At 71.6% G+C, this 17,334-nt stretch carries 12 protein-coding genes; 10 read left to right on the top strand and 2 right to left on the bottom strand.

From position 1 onward, the window contains the following. Positions 1–153 precede the first annotated feature (153 nt). The 6 genes from OG435_RS16500 to galE all read left to right on the top strand — a co-directional run bounded on the left by OG435_RS16500 (position 154) and on the right by galE (position 9,710). On the top strand, positions 154–4,260 hold the full coding sequence (locus tag OG435_RS16500) for an Rne/Rng family ribonuclease (protein WP_266877604.1): 4,107 nt from the start codon (positions 154–156) through the stop codon (positions 4,258–4,260). A gap of 426 nt (positions 4,261–4,686) precedes the next feature. Then, entirely contained in the window at positions 4,687–5,007 is a 321-nt protein-coding gene (gene rplU / locus OG435_RS16495) for a 50S ribosomal protein L21 (RefSeq protein WP_214950890.1), read from the top strand. A gap of 13 nt (positions 5,008–5,020) precedes the next feature. Further along, on the top strand, positions 5,021–5,275 hold the full coding sequence (gene rpmA, locus OG435_RS16490) for a 50S ribosomal protein L27 (protein ID WP_030384676.1): 255 nt from the start codon (positions 5,021–5,023) through the stop codon (positions 5,273–5,275). Positions 5,276–5,454: 179 nt separating this feature from the next. Then, positions 5,455–6,897, top strand: a complete 1,443-nt coding sequence (obgE, locus tag OG435_RS16485; RefSeq protein ID WP_266877603.1) for a GTPase ObgE — start codon at positions 5,455–5,457, stop codon at positions 6,895–6,897. A 129-nt stretch (positions 6,898–7,026) separates the two neighbouring features. Continuing rightward, complete coding sequence (locus OG435_RS16480) at positions 7,027–8,649, top strand: glycosyltransferase family 2 protein (RefSeq protein ID WP_266877602.1); 1,623 nt, start codon at positions 7,027–7,029, stop codon at positions 8,647–8,649. A gap of 71 nt (positions 8,650–8,720) precedes the next feature. Next, complete coding sequence (gene galE / locus OG435_RS16475; protein WP_266877601.1) at positions 8,721–9,710, top strand: UDP-glucose 4-epimerase GalE; 990 nt, start codon at positions 8,721–8,723, stop codon at positions 9,708–9,710. Between the two features lie 97 nt (positions 9,711–9,807). Here galE and OG435_RS16470 read toward each other — a convergent pair whose 3' ends face one another. Together OG435_RS16470 and OG435_RS16465 are read right to left on the bottom strand one after the other, a co-directional pair. Beyond that, complete coding sequence (locus OG435_RS16470; protein ID WP_266877600.1) at positions 9,808–11,013, bottom strand: glycosyltransferase; 1,206 nt, start codon at positions 11,011–11,013, stop codon at positions 9,808–9,810. Then, positions 11,010–13,889, bottom strand: a complete 2,880-nt coding sequence (locus tag OG435_RS16465; protein WP_266877599.1) for a bifunctional glycosyltransferase/CDP-glycerol:glycerophosphate glycerophosphotransferase — start codon at positions 13,887–13,889, stop codon at positions 11,010–11,012. Before OG435_RS16465 ends, OG435_RS16470 begins: the two co-directional genes overlap by 4 nt. Positions 13,890–14,045: 156 nt before the next feature. Between OG435_RS16465 and OG435_RS16460 the strand changes: the two genes are divergently transcribed. From OG435_RS16460 to OG435_RS16445, 4 genes are all read left to right on the top strand, one after another. Next, positions 14,046–15,074, top strand: a complete 1,029-nt coding sequence (locus OG435_RS16460) for a glycosyltransferase family 2 protein (RefSeq protein WP_266877598.1) — start codon at positions 14,046–14,048, stop codon at positions 15,072–15,074. Next, positions 15,074–15,556, top strand: coding sequence for a GtrA family protein (locus OG435_RS16455; protein WP_266877597.1), 483 nt, complete (start codon positions 15,074–15,076; stop codon positions 15,554–15,556). Before OG435_RS16460 ends, OG435_RS16455 begins: the two co-directional genes overlap by 1 nt. Before the next feature lie 78 nt (positions 15,557–15,634). After that, complete coding sequence (gene proB / locus OG435_RS16450; protein WP_266877596.1) at positions 15,635–16,762, top strand: glutamate 5-kinase; 1,128 nt, start codon at positions 15,635–15,637, stop codon at positions 16,760–16,762. Positions 16,763–16,860: 98 nt separating this feature from the next. Then, a complete protein-coding gene (locus OG435_RS16445; protein ID WP_266881789.1) occupies positions 16,861–17,259 on the top strand; it encodes a hypothetical protein in 399 nt (132 codons plus the stop codon). Positions 17,260–17,334 lie beyond the last annotated feature (75 nt).

The raw sequence follows: 17,334 nt of genomic DNA, 5'->3' as shown, positions 1-17,334 counted from the left end.
CGTACCGACTTTCGCGTACGGAACCGGCGGCCATTGAACTGAGCTCCCGTGTGGCGAACGCGCCCCGGAGGCCGGCTCCGCGCCCATTACGCGGAGCCGTGCCGGACCGGAAGTCAGCCGCGGCGCCCGGGAGCGTGACGGGAGAAACCCCGCATGCTCAACAACGAAAACGACACCACCGCCAACAACGGTGCCGCCGACAGTGGCAGCCCGAGTGACAACCTGCCGCCGCGCAGGCGCCGGCGGGCCGCGTCCCGCCCGGCGGGCCCGCCGGGCGGCGCCGTAGCCGCCGCCGAGACCGCCCCCGCGCCCGTGGTGGCCGCGGCTCCCGCCGAGGAGGCCGCTCCGGCCGCCGCCCCGGCCCGTACCCGTCGCCGTGCGACCCGCGCCGTGGCCGCCCCCGAGGCGGCCGCCGCCGAAGCCGTGGTCGAGGCCCCCGTGGCCGCTCCGGCCACCCCGGTCGCCTCCGTCGAGGAGCCGGCCGCTCCCGCGCCGCGTGCCCGTCGCCGTGCCACCCGCGCCGTGGCCGCTCCTGAGGCGCCCGTCGCCGAGGCCGTGGTCGAGGCCCCCGTGGCCGCTCCGGCCACCCCGGTCGCCTCCGTCGAGGAGCCGGCCGCTCCGGCGCCGCGTGCCCGTCGCCGTGCGACCCGCGCCGTGGCCGCCCCCGAGGCGGCCGTGGCCGAAGCCCCGGCCGTCGAGGCTCCCGCCGCTGCTCCGGTCGCCCCGGTTGCCGAGGAGTCCGCTGCTCCGGCCCCGCGTGCCCGTCGCCGTGCGACCCGCGCCCTGGCCGCCCCCGAGGCGGTCGTGGCCGAAGCCCCGGCCGTCGAGGCTCCCGCTGCCGCCCCGGTCGCCTCCGTCGAGGAGTCCGCTGCTCCCGCGCCGCGTGCCCGTCGCCGTGCCACCCGCGCCGTGACCGCCCCCGAGGCGCCCGCCGCCGAAGCGGTCGCCGCCCCCGAGCCCGTCGTCGCCGAGGCGCCGGTGACCGCGCCCGCCAAGGCCACCGTCACCGTGGCCGACGCCGTGGACTCCCCGAAGCGCGGCGGCCGCCGCCGCGCCACCCGTTCCACCACCGCCCCGGCCGCCGCCGCGCAGCCGGTGGCTCCCGCCGTCGAGGCCCCGGCCGCCGAGGCTCCGGCCCGTGGCCGCCGCGCCGGGCGTCCCGCCGTCGCCGTGTTCCAGGCCCCGGTGTTCGCCGAGCCGATGTTCCAGACCCCGGAGACCGCGGCCATGATGGCCGCGGCCGCCGCTGCCGCCGCCCCGGCCGAGGAGCTCGAGGAGGAGGAGCTCGACCTCGTCGAAGCCGAGGCCGAGGTGGAGGTCGAGGCCGCTCCGGCCCCGCAGCCGGCCGGCCGTCGCCGCCGCCGTGGCCGCGGCGCCGCCGCCGAGACCGCCGCGCCCGTGGCCCCGGCTCCGGCCGCCGCCGCGCCGTCCGGCCCGGTCACGCTGGCCGACGTAGAGCTGGCCGAGGAAGAGGCCGAGCCCGAGTCCGCCGAGCTCTACGAGGACGAGACCGACGAGTCGGGCGACCGCCCGTCGCGCCGTCGCCGTCGCGGTGGCCGTCGCCGCCGTCGCGGTGAGGCCGCCGACCTCGACGAGTCCGCCGAGGAAGAGGCCGAGTCCGCCGAAGAGGCGGATGCCGAAGACACCGAAGAGGCCGAGGACGACGAGGAGAACGGCGCCCTCGGCTCCAGCTCCAGCCGTCGTCGCCGGCGGCGTCGCCGTCGCAGCGGTGACGGTGGCACGGACGCCGACGCGGCCGAGGACGACGGTGTGCGCACGGTCGTCAAGGTCCGCGAGCCCCGCCCGGCGCGCGAGCGCGCGGAGTCCCTCGCGTCCAGCTCCACCTCCTCCGACGAGGTCCAGTCCATCAAGGGCTCGACCCGTCTGGAGGCCAAGAAGCAGCGCCGCCGCGAGGGCCGCGAGCAGGGCCGCCGCCGCGTCCCGATCATCACCGAGGCCGAGTTCCTGGCCCGCCGCGAGGCCGTCGAGCGCGTCATGGTCGTCCGCCAGTCGGGCGAGCGCACCCAGATCGGCGTCCTCGAGGACAACGTGCTCGTCGAGCACTACGTCAACAAGGAAGAAGCCACCTCGTACGTCGGCAACGTCTACCTGGGCAAGGTCCAGAACGTGCTGCCGTCCATGGAGGCCGCCTTCATCGACATCGGCAAGGGCCGCAACGCCGTCCTGTACGCCGGTGAGGTCAACTTCGAGGCGCTCGGCATGGCCAACGGGCCGCGCCGCATCGAGTCCGCCCTCAAGTCCGGCCAGTCGGTCCTGGTGCAGGTCACCAAGGACCCGATCGGCCACAAGGGCGCCCGCCTGACCAGCCAGGTCTCGCTGCCCGGCCGCTACCTGGTCTACGTGCCCGAGGGCTCGATGACCGGCATCAGCCGCAAGCTGCCCGACACCGAGCGCGCCCGCCTGAAGACCATCCTCAAGAAGATCGTCCCCGAGGACGCGGGCGTCATCGTGCGCACCGCCGCCGAGGGCGCGAGCGAGGACGAGCTGCGCCGCGACGTCGAGCGTCTGCAGGCCCAGTGGGAGGACATCCAGAAGAAGTCGAAGCAGATCTCGACCTCTTCCCCGAGCCTCCTGTACGGCGAGCCGGACATGACCGTCCGCGTCGTGCGCGACATCTTCAACGAGGACTTCTCGAAGGTCATCGTCAGCGGTGACAGCGCCTGGGAGACCATCCACGGCTACGTGAACCACGTGGCCCCGGACCTGGCCGACCGGCTGAAGCGCTGGACCTCCGAGGTCGACGTCTTCGCGACGTACCGGATCGACGAGCAGCTCGCCAAGGCGCTCGACCGCAAGGTGTGGCTGCCCTCGGGCGGTTCGCTTGTGATCGACAAGACCGAGGCGATGATCGTCATCGACGTCAACACCGGCAAGTTCACCGGTCAGGGCGGCAACCTCGAGGAGACCGTCACCAGGAACAACCTGGAGGCGGCCGAGGAGATCGTGCGTCAGCTGCGGCTGCGCGACCTCGGCGGCATCGTGGTCATCGACTTCATCGACATGGTCCTGGAGTCCAACCGCGACCTGGTCCTGCGGCGCATGCTGGAGTGCCTGGGCCGTGACCGCACCAAGCACCAGGTCGCCGAGGTGACCTCGCTGGGTCTGGTCCAGATGACCCGCAAGCGCGTGGGCCAGGGTCTGCTGGAGTCCTTCTCCGAGACCTGCGTCCACTGCAACGGCCGCGGTGTCATCGTGCACATGGAGACCCCGACCGCGGTCGGCGGCGGTGGCAACGGCAAGCGCTCCAAGCGCCGCGGTGGCCAGGGTGCCGGGCACGAGCACGACCACGAGATCGAGGCCGTGGACAGCGCCGAGGGCGATGTCTACGAGATTGAGACCGAGGCGGAGCTGGCTGCCGAGGTCGCCGCGCCCGTCGCGCTGCCCGAGCCCTCCTTCGTCGCCGACGAGGAGCTCTACAGCAGCCCGGCCGAGGCCGAGGCCGCTGCCGGCGGAGTGAGCGGCCGCCGCAACCGCCGTCGCGCCACCCGCAAGGCGACCGCTCCGGCGGGCGCCCCGCGCGGTGCGGCGACGGACCGCGCCCCGGCGGCCCCGGTGGCCGAGGTCGAGCCCGAGGTGGAGCTCGTCGAGGTCGTCGAGGTGGCTGAGCCCGAGGTCGCGGTCGAGATCGAGGCGGTCGTCGCGGAGCCGGTCGTGGAGGAGGCCCCCCAGGGCCGCACCCGCCGCCGTGCCACCCGTAAGGCCACCGCTCCGGCGGGCGCCCCGGCCGAGGCGGTCCAGGCCCCGGAGCCGGTCGTCGAGGCCCCCGTGGCCGAGCCGGAGCCCGTCGTCGAGGCCGCACCGGCCGTCGTCGAGGCCCCGGCCGAGGCTGTCGAGGCCGCGCCGGCCCGTCCGCGTCGCCGTGCCACCCGCAAGGCCACCGCTCCGGCCGGTTCCCCGGTGGGCGCGGAGGCGGCCGTACTGGTCGTCGAGGCGCCGGTCGAGACTCCGGTCGAGACCCAGGTGGAGGCCCCGGCCGAGATCGTCGTGGAGGAGGAGACCGCCCCGGCGGCTCCCGCCAAGAAGGCGGTCCGCAAGACGGCCGCCAAGAAGACGGCCACGACCGCGGCCAAGAAGGCCCCGGCCAAGAAGGCCCCGGCCAAGAAGGCGGCGGCCGTGAAGAAGACCGCGGCCAAGAAGACGACGACCGCCAAGACGACGGTCACGAAGCGGGCGACGAAGAAGACCGCGGCGGCGGAGCAGCAGACGCTGCCCTCCGTCTCGGCTCCGACCGAGGCCTGATCCCCGGATCAAGCGGATCCCGCTGATCCCGCCCCACAAGCCCCCGCCCGGCACCTCTCGGTGCCGGGCGGGGGCTTGTGGCCTTCAGGGTCGCGCTGAGCCGTGTTCCCGGCCCTGCGGGGTGACGGCGGTGCCCGGCCGTCCGGGCCGGCCGGCAGGGCCCGTGGGGGGTGTCAGCGGCGCCGTACGGGCCCGCCGGGCCGCCCGGTCGCATGCCCGGGCCCGTCTCCAGGGCCCCGTAGGACCCCGGTTTGACCCTTCCGACCGGGCCCCGTAACCTAGGTCGCTGGCGTGTCTATGCATACGCCAATCCACTGAGCACCTCACCTCCCGTACCGCCTCGCGGCTCGGGGGAGGCCGGCCTGCGGTTGACGCGGGGCCGGCTGGCTTCAGGGGTTCCCGAACTCGAGTGAGAGAGAGATCCGCGTGTACGCCATCGTGCGCAGCGGTGGTCGCCAGCACAAGGTTGCTGTCGGCGACATCGTTGAAGTTGACAAGATTCCCACTGCCAAGGTTGGCGACACGGTCGAGCTCTCGACCCTGCTCGTTGTCGACGGCGAAGCCGTGACCAGCGACCCGTGGGTCCTGGCCGGCATCAAGGTCCAGGCCGAGATCGTGGACCACCACAAGGGTGCCAAGATCGACATCCTTCGGTACAAGAACAAGACCGGCTACCGCCGTCGCCAGGGTCACCGCCAGCAGTACACGGCGATCAAGGTCACCGGTATCCCCGCGGCTGCGAAGTAAGAGGGACTGAGACATGGCACACAAGAAGGGCGCATCGTCCACCCGGAACGGGCGCGATTCCAACGCTCAGCGGCTCGGCGTGAAGCGCTTCGGCGGTCAGGTCGTTTCCGCTGGTGAGATCCTCGTCCGCCAGCGCGGCACCCACTTCCACCCGGGTTCGGGTGTCGGTCGTGGTGGCGACGACACGCTGTTCGCGCTGCTGGCCGGTTCGGTCGAGTTCGGCACGCACCGTGGCCGCAAGGTCGTCAACATCGTTCCGGCTGCCTGATTTCAGCTTTTGCTGAATCGGTAGTCGAAGCATCCCGAGGGCGGATCTCAACTCTTCCCGGCGTCAGCCGGGAAGAGAGGTCCGCCCTCGGCGCGTTGTCACATAGACACGTTTAATGGGTAGCAAGGCCTACCCCCCGGGCTTTCCGGGATATTCCCGCTGTATCTGGAGGAACAACCATGACCACCTTCGTGGACCGCGTCGAGCTGCACGTCGCCGCGGGTAACGGGGGCCACGGCTGCGCCTCCGTTCACCGGGAGAAGTTCAAGCCGCTCGGCGGCCCCGACGGCGGCAACGGCGGCCGTGGCGGCGACGTCATCCTGGTGGTGGAGCAGGCGGTCACCACCCTGCTGGAGTACCACCACAGCCCCCACCGCAAGGCCACCAACGGCCAGCCCGGCGCGGGCGACAACCGCTCCGGCAAGGACGGCCAGGACATCATCCTGCCCGTGCCGGACGGCACCGTCGTCCTCGACAAGGAGGGCAACGTCCTCGCCGACCTAGTCGGCCAGGGCACCACCTACGTGGCGGCCGAAGGCGGCCGTGGCGGCCTCGGCAACGCCGCGCTCTCCTCCGCCCGCCGCAAGGCGCCCGGCTTCGCCCTCCTCGGCGTGCCCGGTACCGGCGGCGACGTGATCCTGGAGCTCAAGACCGTCGCCGACGTGGCGCTGGTCGGCTTCCCGAGCGCCGGCAAGTCCTCGCTGATCTCGGTGCTCTCCGCGGCCAAGCCGAAGATCGCCGACTACCCCTTCACCACCCTGGTCCCGAACCTGGGTGTCGTCACCGCCGGCTCGACGGTCTACACGATCGCCGACGTCCCGGGCCTCATCCCGGGCGCCAGCCAGGGCAAGGGCCTCGGCCTGGAGTTCCTGCGGCACGTCGAGCGCTGCTCGATCCTGGTGCACGTCCTGGACACCGCCACCCTGGAGTCCGACCGCGACCCGCTCGCCGACCTCGACGCCATCGAGGAGGAGCTCAAGCTCTACGGCGGCGGCCTGGAGAAGCGCCCGCGCCTCGTCGTCCTCAACAAGGTCGACATCCCCGACGGCAAGGACCTCGCCGACATGGTCCGCCCGGACCTGGAGGCCCGCGGCTACAAGGTCTTCGAGGTCTCCGCGGTGGACCGCACGGGTCTGAAGGAGCTGTCCTACTTCCTCGCCGAGGTCATCGCGAAGTTCCGCGCCCGCAAGCCGAAGGAGGAGGCGACCCGCATCGTCATCCGTCCGAAGGCCGTGGACGACTCGGGCTTCACCATCACCTACGACGAGGCCGAGGACGTGTACCGCGTGCGCGGCGAGAAGCCGGAGCGCTGGGTCCGCCAGACCGACTTCAACATCGACGAGGCCGTCGGCTACCTCGCCGACCGCCTCAACCGCCTCGGCGTCGAGGCGGCGCTGAAGAAGGCCGGTGCCCGTGCGGGTGACGGCGTCGCGATCGGCTCCGACGACAACGCGGTCGTCTTCGACTGGGAGCCGACGATGATGGCCGGCGCCGAGATGCTGGGGCGCCGCGGTGAGGACCACCGTCTGGAGGCGCCGCGTCCGGCGACCACGCGCCGCAAGGAAAAGGAAGCCGAGCGGGATTCCGCACAGAAGGAGTACGACGAGTTCCGTCCCTTCTGACCGGGCCGTGACCGAGGCGGCGGCCGGGACCCCGGCCGCCGTCACAGGCTCGTCACAGGATTCCGTTTATCCCCCGTTCGAGTGGCCCGTCTTAAGGTGACGTTTACCCAGGTGGCCTAGGATCCACGAGTGACGAGCACCCATTCCCCCACAGTTGCCGTCGTCGTGATCGCGTACAACGATGCCGAGCTCGTCGATCAGGCCGTCTCCTCGGCTCTCGCCCAGGGTCCGGTCGTCGCCGAGGTCATCGCGGTCAACGACGCGTCGAGCGACGGCACCGCCCAGGTGCTGGACGAGCTGGCGGCCCGCCACCCCCGCGTGAAGGTCGTGCACCGCACGGAGAACAGCGGGGGCTGCGGCACCCCCCGCAACGACGGCATCGCGGCCGCGACCGCCCCGTACGTCATGTTCCTGGACAGCGACGACGTCCTGCCCCCCCGGGCGATCGACGCCCTGGTGCGCGCGGCCGGAGAGCACCGGTCGCCGGTCACCGTCGGCTCCTGCGTCCGCCGCGAACTGCCCGAGAGCCGCGACGTGCCCTGGGTGCCCGGCCTGTACACGCCGGGCGAGGTCATCGAGCGCCCGGCGGACCGGCCGGAGCTGGTCCGCGACACGCTCTGCGTCAACAAGCTGTACGAGCGCGCCTTCCTGGACATGAACGGGATCCGTTTCCCGGACGGCCGGTTCATCTACGAGGACTTCGTGTTCACCGCCCGCGTGCTGGCGGCCCGCCCCCGCATCGCGGTGATCGGCGACCTCGTCTACGTGTGGCACGTGCGCCGCAACGCAGCCCAGGTCTCCATCTCCCTGGACCGCAAGGACGTCGGCAACTGGAGTGCGCGCGTGGAGGCCCACCGGGTGGCCTCCCGGCTCATGGCCGCTTCCTCGCCCGGGCTGGGCCGGGCCTGTCAGGTCAAGTTCCTGGAGTACGACCTGCGCATGTACCTGCGCGAGCTCGGCCAGGACCCCGGCTACCAGGCCGCCTGGTGGACGCTGACCCGTGACTACGTCGCCGGGTTCTCCGAGGCCGACATCGAGGCCGCCGGGGCGCACGCGCGCTGGATCGTACGAGTGCTGCGCGCCACCGAGGCGCCGCCGGCCGACGCGGACCTGCGGCGCCTGACGCGCTTCGCCGCCGACCCGCCCCGCCTGCTGCCCCCGTACGCGACCGGGCCCTCCGGGGCGCCGGTCTGGAGCGAGACGCTGCCGGTCGAGCTGGACGGGCTCGACAAGCTGCAGACGGCGGAGCTGCCCGTCACCATCGACGCCGAGCCGAGCGGTTTCGCCGGGCTCCGGATCCGGGTGCACGACCTGTACGGGCGCCTGGCCGCGGCCGGCCCGCGCACCGTCCAGCTGCGCTTCCAGCCCCGGGGCGACCTGGGCGAGCTGCTGGTCGCCGAGCCGGTGGACCTCGTCCCCGCCGCGGACGGCGAGGGGTGGACCGCGGAGCTGCCCTTCCGGCTCACCACGCTGGCGAGCCTCGGGCGCGGCGAGGGCCGGCGGGGCCTGCAGGCGTGGGACGTGAAGCTGAACGTGGAGTGCGCCGACGGGAGCTCGGTGCTCACCTCCCCGCGCCCCCTGCGCCGCCTGCTCCACCGCCGGGTGCTGCCCAGCAGCCGGTACGGTGTGCTGTTGGCGCAGCCGTACCGCACCACGGGGGGATCCCTGGCGCTGCGGCTCGCGCCCGGTGCCGCGGGCGTCATGAGCCTGGCCCGCCACCGGTTCAACCGGGCGAGGATAGTCCGCGGCTAGAAGCAGACCAAAGAGCTGCAGCCCAGAGAGCTGCAACCGAGCGAGCTAGCAAGAGAGCTAGGGAGACACGCATGACGTTTCTGATCACTGGTGGTGCCGGTTACATCGGGGCGCACGTCGTCCGCGCGATGCTGCTTGCGGGGGAGGAGGTCGTGGTTCTGGACGACCTCTCCACCGGCAACGCCGACCGCGTCCCGGAGGGTGTCCCGCTGGTGGTCGGTTCCGTGCTCGACCGGCAGGTCCTCGACGAGACCTTCGCCCGGCACCGGATCACCGGCGTGGTGCACCTCGCGGGCAAGAAGCAGGTCGGCGAGTCCGTCGAGAAGCCGCTGCACTACTACGAGGAGAACGTGGGCGGCCTCACCGTCCTGCTCCAGGCCGTGGCCGCCGCGGGCGTGCGCAACTTCCTCTTCTCCTCCTCCGCCTCCGTGTACGGGACGCCCGACGTGGACCTCGTCACCGAGGACACCCCGTGCCTGCCGCTGAGCCCGTACGGCGAGACGAAGCTGGCGGGCGAGTGGCTGGTCCGCGCCGCGGGCAAGGCCCACGGCGTCTCCACCGCGTGCCTGCGCTACTTCAACGTGGCGGGCGCGGCGACCCCCCAGCTCGCCGACACCGGGGTCTTCAACCTGGTCCCGATGATCTTCGAGCGCTTCGGCAAGGGCGAGGGCGCCCGGATCTTCGGCGACGACTACGCGACTGCGGACGGCACCTGCATCCGCGACTACATCCACGTCGCCGACCTCGCGGAGGCCCACGTGGTGGCCGCCCGCAAGCTCGTCGAATGGAGCGCGCAGGGCGAGTACAAGGACCTCACCGTCAACATCGGCCGCGGCGAGGGCGTTTCCGTCCGCGAGATGGTCGATCTGGTGAACGAGGCCACCGGGCACACCGATCCCGCCTACGCGCCCGTGGTCTCCCCGCGCCGCCCCGGCGACCCGGCGAAGGTCGTCGCCTCCGCCGACCGGATCTCCGCGAAGCTGGGCTGGAAGGCCCGCCACGACGTCCGCGAGATGATCACCTCGGCCTGGGAGGGCTGGGAGGCCCACCGCAAGGCCTGACGCCCGCAGCACGTACGAGACGCCGCCCGCCCCGGTCGATTCCGGGGCGGGCGGCGTCGTACGTGCGCAGGGCCCCGAGGGGCCCGGTCCGGCGGGGTCAGCGCTCCAGGAAGGAGAACAGCTCCTCCCACCGGTCGGTGATCTCGACGCTGGAGTACCGCTGCACGTTGTGGAAGGCGGCGTCGCCGAGCCGGTCGCGCAGTTCGCGGTCGGCCATCAGCCGTTCCAGCTGTCCGGCCAGCTCAATGGTGTTGCCGAGCCTGGCCAGTAGCCCGTCCTCGCCGTGCGTCACGATCTCCCGGACACCCGGCGCGCAGTCGAAGGCGGCCACCGGCACACCCGCGGCCATCGCCTCCAGCAGCGTGATCGGGAAGCCCTCGGCGCGCGAGGCCTGGGCGAAGACGGAGGCCCCGTTCAGCGCGCCCAGCACATCGCTGGTGCTGCCCATCCACTCCACGGAGTCGTCCAGGCCGAGCCCGGTGGCGTACGCCCGCAGGGTCGCCTCCTCCAGCCCGGCCCCGTAGATCCGCAGGACCCAGTCGGGGTGCTGCGGGGCGGCGTCGGCCCACGCGTCGAGCAGCAGGTCCATGCCCTTCTCGAAGGCGAGACGCCCGACGCTCGCCACGACCTTCTCGGTGCGCGGAGCGGGGGAGGCGGGCATGAACGGCAGCGGGTTCGGCATGCTGGAGACGTTCTCCATGCCGGAGCGGATCCAGAGGTCCGAGTCCTCGGGGGTCAGGACGAGCATGCGGTCGACCCCCCGGTAGTACCGGCGGACCCGCTGGCCCCTGGAGGACTTGTTGCTCGCCTCGAAGGACTCGTGGCTCATGCCGATCACCGAGCACCCCTTGGTGTCGGCGAGGGCCACCCACTCCATCGCCCAGATCTGGGTGACGATCACCACGGCGCCGGGGCGGGCCGCGCGCAGCAGCTCGCCCAGCTGGTCCGCCTTGGCCTGCATCTTCGCCCGGCGGGCCGCCTGGCGGCGCCGCTCGGGCGCGTTGAGCCGGCCCTTGATGCCGTGCAGGCTGCGGGCCGCCGGCGGCCGTGCGTCGTACAGCGTGGTCACCGCGTAGGGGAGGTCCGCCGGGAGCTGCTGGCGGATCTCCTCGTCGACGGGAGCGATGCCGATGATGTGGACCCGGTGCCCGCGGTCGGTGAACAGCCGGGCCATCTGGTGCGACCAGGTGGTCACGCCGCCGAGTTCGTCCACGCTGTTGGAGACGAGGAAGATGTCACGACCGCCGACTGCCTCGGCCGCGTTCTCCCGGGTGCTGGGGGCGGTGGAAGTCTGCTGGCTCACTTGCCGCTCCTGGTGAAGAACTTCTCGACGATCTGCCGGGCCGCGTCCCCGCGGTCGTACTCGCCGAACTCGGCGAGGAACCGCTGGCGCGCCTCGGCGTACTTGGCGTCCGCCTCGTCGAAGGCGGAGAGGGCCTGGAGCAGCTCGTCCGCGGTGGCGACGACCGGGCCCGGGGCCTTCTCCTTGAGGTCGAAGTACGTGCCGCGGATGTCGTTCGCGTACTTCTCGTAGTCGTACGCGAAGAACAGCATCGGCCGGTCCAGGACCGCGTAGTCGAACATCACGGACGAGTAGTCCGTGATCAGTCCGTCGGCGAGCGCCAGCAGCGGAGTGATGTCGTGGTGCTTGGACACGTCGATGACCCGGCCCTCGACCGACGGCGGCAGCGTCACGCTGTTGAGGTAATGGGTGCGCACCAGCAGCGTGAAGCGGTCACCGAGCCGGTCGGCGAACTCCTCCACGTCGAAGGGGAACTCGAAGCCCTCCACCGTGCCGTCCGCGCTCGCCCGGAAGGTCGGTGCGTACAGCAGCACCTTCTTCTCCGGGTCGATCCCGAACTCGCCGGCCAGGGGGCCGCGGACCCGCTCGCCGCTCTGCGCCTCGGAGCGGTGGGCCGCGACCAGGGCGTCGTTGCGCGGGTAGCCCGTGCGCAGCAGCACCTCGTCACGCAGCCGGAAGCCCTTGGCGAGGGTGCGGGCGTCGTGCTCGGAGCGGATCAGGAAGTGGTCGAAGCGGTCGACGGCCTCCTGGAAGCGCGCCTGGCCCCCCTGGTCCTGAGCCTTGGTGCGGGGCTCGTGGAAGCCCATCCGCTTGAGGGCCGAACCGTGCCAGGTCTGGATGTACGTGGTCCCCGGGCGCTTGGCCAGTGCCAGCGGGAAGCCCTGGTTGTCGACCCAGTACTCGGCCTGCGCCAGCGCCCGCAGGTAGGCCCAGCTCCAGCGCCGCACCAGGGTGGCGTCCTTGGGGAACCCGGTGGACTTGCCGCCCGAGTGCGACCAGATCGCCTCGAACTGCGCGCCGGAGCGCACCAGTTCCTCGTAGATCGCCTTCGGGCTGTCGCTGTACTGCTTGCCCATGTGGCTCTCGAAGACGATCGTGCCCTTCTTGATGGGCAGCTTCGAGAGGACCTCGTGGTAGACCTTCACCTTCTGCTCGCCCGAGCCCATGTTGCGGCGGGCCCGCAGGGCCTTGCGCAGGCTCCGCTTGACCACGCCGGCGGCCTTGCCGTGCATCGCGCCGTCGATCAGCGCCTGGGTGCGCACGGCGGCGGCGCCCTCGGCGGTCAGGACGTAGGAGAGGTTGCCCTTCTTGGTCATCTCCGGCGCGAAGCGGTCGGAGACCAGCCGGGTGAGCCTCGGGCGCACGCGCAGCCGGGCCGCCTTCTCCAGATCGACCTCGCCGACGGAGACGCGGGTGGTGAGCCGGTCCTTGTCGACCGTCAACTTCAGGCGTACGTCCCAGACCGCGTCGATGATGCCGAGCGGGCGGACGGTGCCGCGGACGTCGGCCGTGGTCTTCCACTCGATCGTGTCCCCGGCGTGGCACACGGTGGCCACCGGGAAGCTGAAGGAGCGGACACCGATCTGCCGGCGGGCACGGAACTCCAGGGTCGCCTTCAGTGCGGCGTCGGGGCGGATCCGGCCCAGCGGGTTCACGATGGCACCCGACATGGTGACCGAGCCGCGGCCGTCGTCCTCGTACGCGGTGAGGCGGTTGCCCAGCGCGAGGGAGGCGAGCGGCGCACCGGCGTAGGACTGCCCGGTGACGTCCAGTATCCGGCGGGCCTCGTCTGCGTCGGGACCGTCGATGTGCTGGTCGCACCAGTAGACGCGTCCGTCGCGCTCGGCGAGCGGGGACGTGAGCCGGCCGCGGTTGGTCATGGCGTCGGCGGCGGGCAGGAGGTTGTCCCAGTCCTCCTTGCCGAGCAGGTAGGCGCAGATGGCCTGGAGGTTGCTGACGTTGTCGTACGCGGCCGGGTCGATGCCGGCCAGGTAGCCGTTGGCCAGCCGGGCGAACTCCTGGCGGTAGGCGTCGTCGAGCAGCGGCAGGTCACGCAGGTGGAGCACCAGGTCGTGCTTGAGGAACTTGGCGTCCTTCGCGGACTTGATCTCCGCGTGGCCCTTGGACGCCAGCAGTTCGTCCACGCGGCGGTGGATCTCCATCCGGTGGACGAAGTTCTCGATCTCGTGGCGCCGGTTGCTGATCGACTTCGCCGAGGCGCTCTCGAGCACGTTCCAGTAGTAGACGTGGTTCGGGATGAGCGTGATGCGGCGGGCGGCGACGTAGGCCTGCGCGGAGAAGAGCAGGTCCTCGTAGTGGATGCCGACCGGGAACTCCAGGCCCTGCTCCAGCAGGAACGCGCGCCGGTAGCACTTGTTCGTGGAGAGGGTGTCGTAGACCAGCAGGTCGGGGTACTCGGTGATCGACTCCAGCGTGCGGGTGCGCGCGTAGATCCACGGGTACCACTCGGTGGTCTTGCCCGAACGGCTGTCGAGGTGGACCCGGACGCACATGCCGGAGACCAGGTCGGAACCCGTCTTCTCGGCGGCGTCCAGCATGTTGCGGCAGGCGTTGCGTTCCAGCACGTCGTCGCTGTCCAGGAACATGACGTACGTGCCGGTGGCCTGCTGGATGCCGTGATTGCGCGGGGCGCCGCAGCCCCCGCTGTTCTCCGGCAGCCGGAAGGCGCGCACCCTCCCCGGATGCGCGGTTTCGAGCTTCTGGGCGACCGCGTAGGACCCGTCCTTGCTGCAGTCGTCCACGATCACGACCTCGACCCCCTGCAGGGTCTGGTCCAAAACCGACTGGACGGCTGCCGGGAGACGCTCTGCGTCGTTGTAGACGATGACGACCACGGAGACGTCAGGCACGTGCACCTCGATCCCTCTGTTTCATTGCGTTTATCCCGTCAAAGCTACCCTGTGCCGCACTCGTGCCCGGCAGGGCGGCCACCGCCGTGCATACTTCTAACGAAGAGGTGAGTGGCAGGTCCGGTCGCCGTAAATCACCCGTTCGGACCGCAGGAAGTGTGCATGAAGCTGTCTGTAGTAGTCCCTTGCTACAACGAGGAAGCTGTCATCGACAGCTTCGACACGGAGATTCGCAAGGTCCTTGACGCGCTTCCCGTCGAGTACGAGGTTTGCTACGTCGACGACGGTAGCCGCGACGGAACCCTGGGCAAACTCCGCAAGATCGCGGCCCAGTACAGCGACCAGACCCGCTACGTCTCCTTCAGCCGCAACTTCGGCAAGGAAGCGGGCATGCTCGCCGGCCTGCGCGAGGCGACCGGCGACGCCGTGGTGATCATGGACGCGGACCTCCAGCACCCGCCGGAACTCATCGCCACCATGCTCGACTACTACCGGCTGGGCCACGACCAGATCATCGCCCGCCGCACCCGCGAAGGCGACAAGAAGGTCCGCACGGCGCTGAGCCGCCTCTACTACCGGGGCATCAACCGCTGGGTCGACGTGGAGCTCACCGACGGCGTCGGCGACTTCCGGCTGCTGTCCCGCCCGGCCGTGGACGCGCTGCTGTCGCTGCCCGAGTACAACCGCTTCTCCAAGGGCCTCTTCTCCTGGATCGGTTTCGACACGGTCCACTTCGACTACCGCAACGCGCAGCGCGAGGCCGGCGAGACGAAGTGGAAGTTCGGCGCCCTGCTGAACTACGGCATGGACGGGCTCATCTCCTTCAACAACCGGCCGCTGCGCATCGGCATCTGGTCCGGCGTGTCGCTGGTGGCCCTGACGGTGCTCTACGCCCTGTTCATCGCCGTCATGGCGATGACCAACGGGGTGGAGTCCCCGGGTTACGTGACGATCGTCGCGCTCATCGCGGGCCTGGGCGGCGTTCAGATGATCATGCTGGGCCTGATCGGCGAGTACATCGGCCGCATCTACTACGAGACCAAGCGCAGGCCTCACTTCCTGGTGAAGGAGGCGCACGGCGCCGACCGGACGGGCGGCTCCACGGACGCCCGTGACGCCCGTGACGCCCGTGACGCCCGTGACGCGCTGGTACCCGAGGCCCAGGCCGTGATCGCGGAGCGAAGCAACTGATGGCAGGGACGACGAACGGGCAGCCGGCCGGGCAGCCGGACGGGCCGCCGGCCGCCGACCGGAAGGCCCAGCTCGCACAGATCATCCGGTTCGGCCTGGTGGGCGGCGTCAACACCGGGACCTTCTACGCCATCTACCTGCTCCTGCACCCGTGGATGCCGTACTTCGCCGCCTACTCCATCGCCTTCGTGCTGGCGATGATCGGCTCGTTCTTCATGAACACCTACTTCACCTACCGCACCCGGCCGACGTGGAAGAAGTTCCTGCTCTTCCCGCTGACCAACATCACGAACTACGTGATCCAGTCCGCGGGTCTCTACGCCCTGGTCACCTGGGCGGACATGAACACCCAGATCGCACCCCTGGTCGCGGCCGTCGTGGCCATCCCGTTCACCTACGTCCTCTCCCGCAAGATCCTCATCCCGGGGACGGGCGACACCGGCCGGGAAGCCGAGCCGACCCGTACGACGTCCACGGTCTGAACCCGAAAGCGGCCCCGCCCGGCTACCCCGTAGATTGGGCGGGCAGGGTCATGTTCGGCAAGGGGCAAGGGGACAGCAGTGTCAGCGGCTAGGCAGGACGTGCTCGACGCGCGCAGGATCGTCGTCAAAGTCGGCTCCTCCTCCCTGACCACGGCGCAAGGCGGTCTCGACGCGGACCGGGTGGACGCGCTGGTCGACGTACTGGCCAAGGCGCGCAGCGGCGGCGAGAAGGAGATCGTGCTGGTCTCCAGCGGAGCCATCGCCGCCGGACTCTCCCCGCTCGGCCTGCGCCGCCGCCCCACCGACCTGGCCCGCCAGCAGGCCGCCGCGAGCGTCGGCCAGGGCCTGCTCGTCGCCCGCTACACGGCCTCCTTCGCCCGGTACGGCGTACGCGTCGGCCAGGTGCTCCTGACCACCGACGACACGAGCCGGCGCGCGCACTACCGCAACGCCTACCGGACCCTGGACCAGCTCCTGGCCATGGGGGCGCTGCCCGTCGTCAACGAGAACGACACCGTCGCCACCGACGAGATCCGCTTCGGCGACAACGACCGCCTCGCCGCGCTCGTGGCCCACCTGGTCCGCGCCGACCTCCTCGTCCTTCTCTCGGACGTGGACGGCCTCTACGACGGGGACCCGTCCCAGCCCGGCACCACCCGCATCGACGAGGTGCGCGGCCCCGAGGACATCGCCCACGTCACCATCGGCAGCGCGGGCAAGGCGGGCGTCGGCACCGGCGGCATGGCCACCAAGGTCGAGGCGGCGCGCATCGCCGCGGCGGCCGGCATCCCGGTCGTCCTGACCTCGGCCAGCCAGGCCGCGGACGCCCTGGCCGGGCGCGCGACCGGCACCCTCTTCCACTCCACCGGACGCCGCTCGACGGACCGGCTGCTCTGGCTCCAGCACGCCTCGACCCCGCAGGGACACCTCGTCCTGGACGACGGCGCCGTCCGCGCGGTGACCGAGCGCGGCAGCTCGCTGCTGCCCGCCGGGATCGCCGCGGTCGAGGGCGACTTCGTCGCCGGGGACCCCGTGGAACTGCGCGCGGCCGACGGCCGGGCCGTGGCGCGCGGCCTCGTCAACTTCGACGCCAAGGAGCTCCCGCAGCTCCTCGGCCGCTCCACGCGCGAGCTCGCCCGGGAACTCGGACCCGAGTACGAGCGGGAGGTCGTCCACCGCGACGATCTGGTTCTGCTGCAGGGCTGAGGTTTGCGTAAAACCGCCGCGCGGTGCGCCGAGGACTGGTCAACTGTGAGGGGCGGACACGCGTAGCGCAGACAAGGAGGCGGCTGGTGAGACGAGCGCTGACCAGCGTCGGCACCGGGGACGGTGACGTCGGCGGGAGCGGGGAGGACCGGGACGCCTCCCGTCTGTGGCACATCACCCTGAGCGTCTCCGGGAAGCCCGCGCCGCTGTGCGACGTACGCCGCGGGCTGGAGCAGCTCGCCCATGACCACCCCTTCCTGCTGACCAGCCGCTACGCCGACGACCACGCGGAGATCCGCTACTGGGAGGAAGCCCGCGACCTCCACGACGCGGCGGCCGTGGCGCTGCGGCTCTGGGGCGAACACCGCTCCTCGGCGAAACTCCCGCCGTGGGAGATCGTAGGCCTGGAGGTCATCGACCGAGCCACCTACCACCAACGCGTGGCCGAGGGCTACGGCCCACCCCCGGCCCACCCCGTGGGCGTGCACCCCTACTAGACGCGGAGCTCGCACCGCTGCGCGGGCTTCGCCCCGCTGCGCCGGACTCCGTCCGGCGGTGGCCGGGCGGGGCCG

The organism is Streptomyces sp. NBC_01264 (assembly GCF_026340675.1).
In the GTDB taxonomy this organism is placed as follows: Bacteria; Actinomycetota; Actinomycetes; order Streptomycetales; family Streptomycetaceae; genus Streptomyces.
The sequence above is the reverse complement of the archived record's forward strand: the minus strand, read 5'-3'. Positions and strand labels throughout refer to the sequence as shown.

What these genes read in the sequence shown, in the direction of transcription:
- OG435_RS16500 (WP_266877604.1), top strand. Translation starts at nt 154, where the DNA reads ATGCTCAACAACGAAAACGACACCACCGCCAACAACGGTGCCGCCGAC.
- rpmA (WP_030384676.1), top strand. Translation starts at nt 5,021, where the DNA reads ATGGCACACAAGAAGGGCGCATCGTCCACCCGGAACGGGCGCGATTCC.
- obgE (WP_266877603.1), top strand. Translation starts at nt 5,455, where the DNA reads ATGACCACCTTCGTGGACCGCGTCGAGCTGCACGTCGCCGCGGGTAAC.
- galE (WP_266877601.1), top strand. Translation starts at nt 8,721, where the DNA reads ATGACGTTTCTGATCACTGGTGGTGCCGGTTACATCGGGGCGCACGTC.
- OG435_RS16460 (WP_266877598.1), top strand. Translation starts at nt 14,046, where the DNA reads ATGAAGCTGTCTGTAGTAGTCCCTTGCTACAACGAGGAAGCTGTCATC.
- OG435_RS16455 (WP_266877597.1), top strand. Translation starts at nt 15,074, where the DNA reads ATGGCAGGGACGACGAACGGGCAGCCGGCCGGGCAGCCGGACGGGCCG.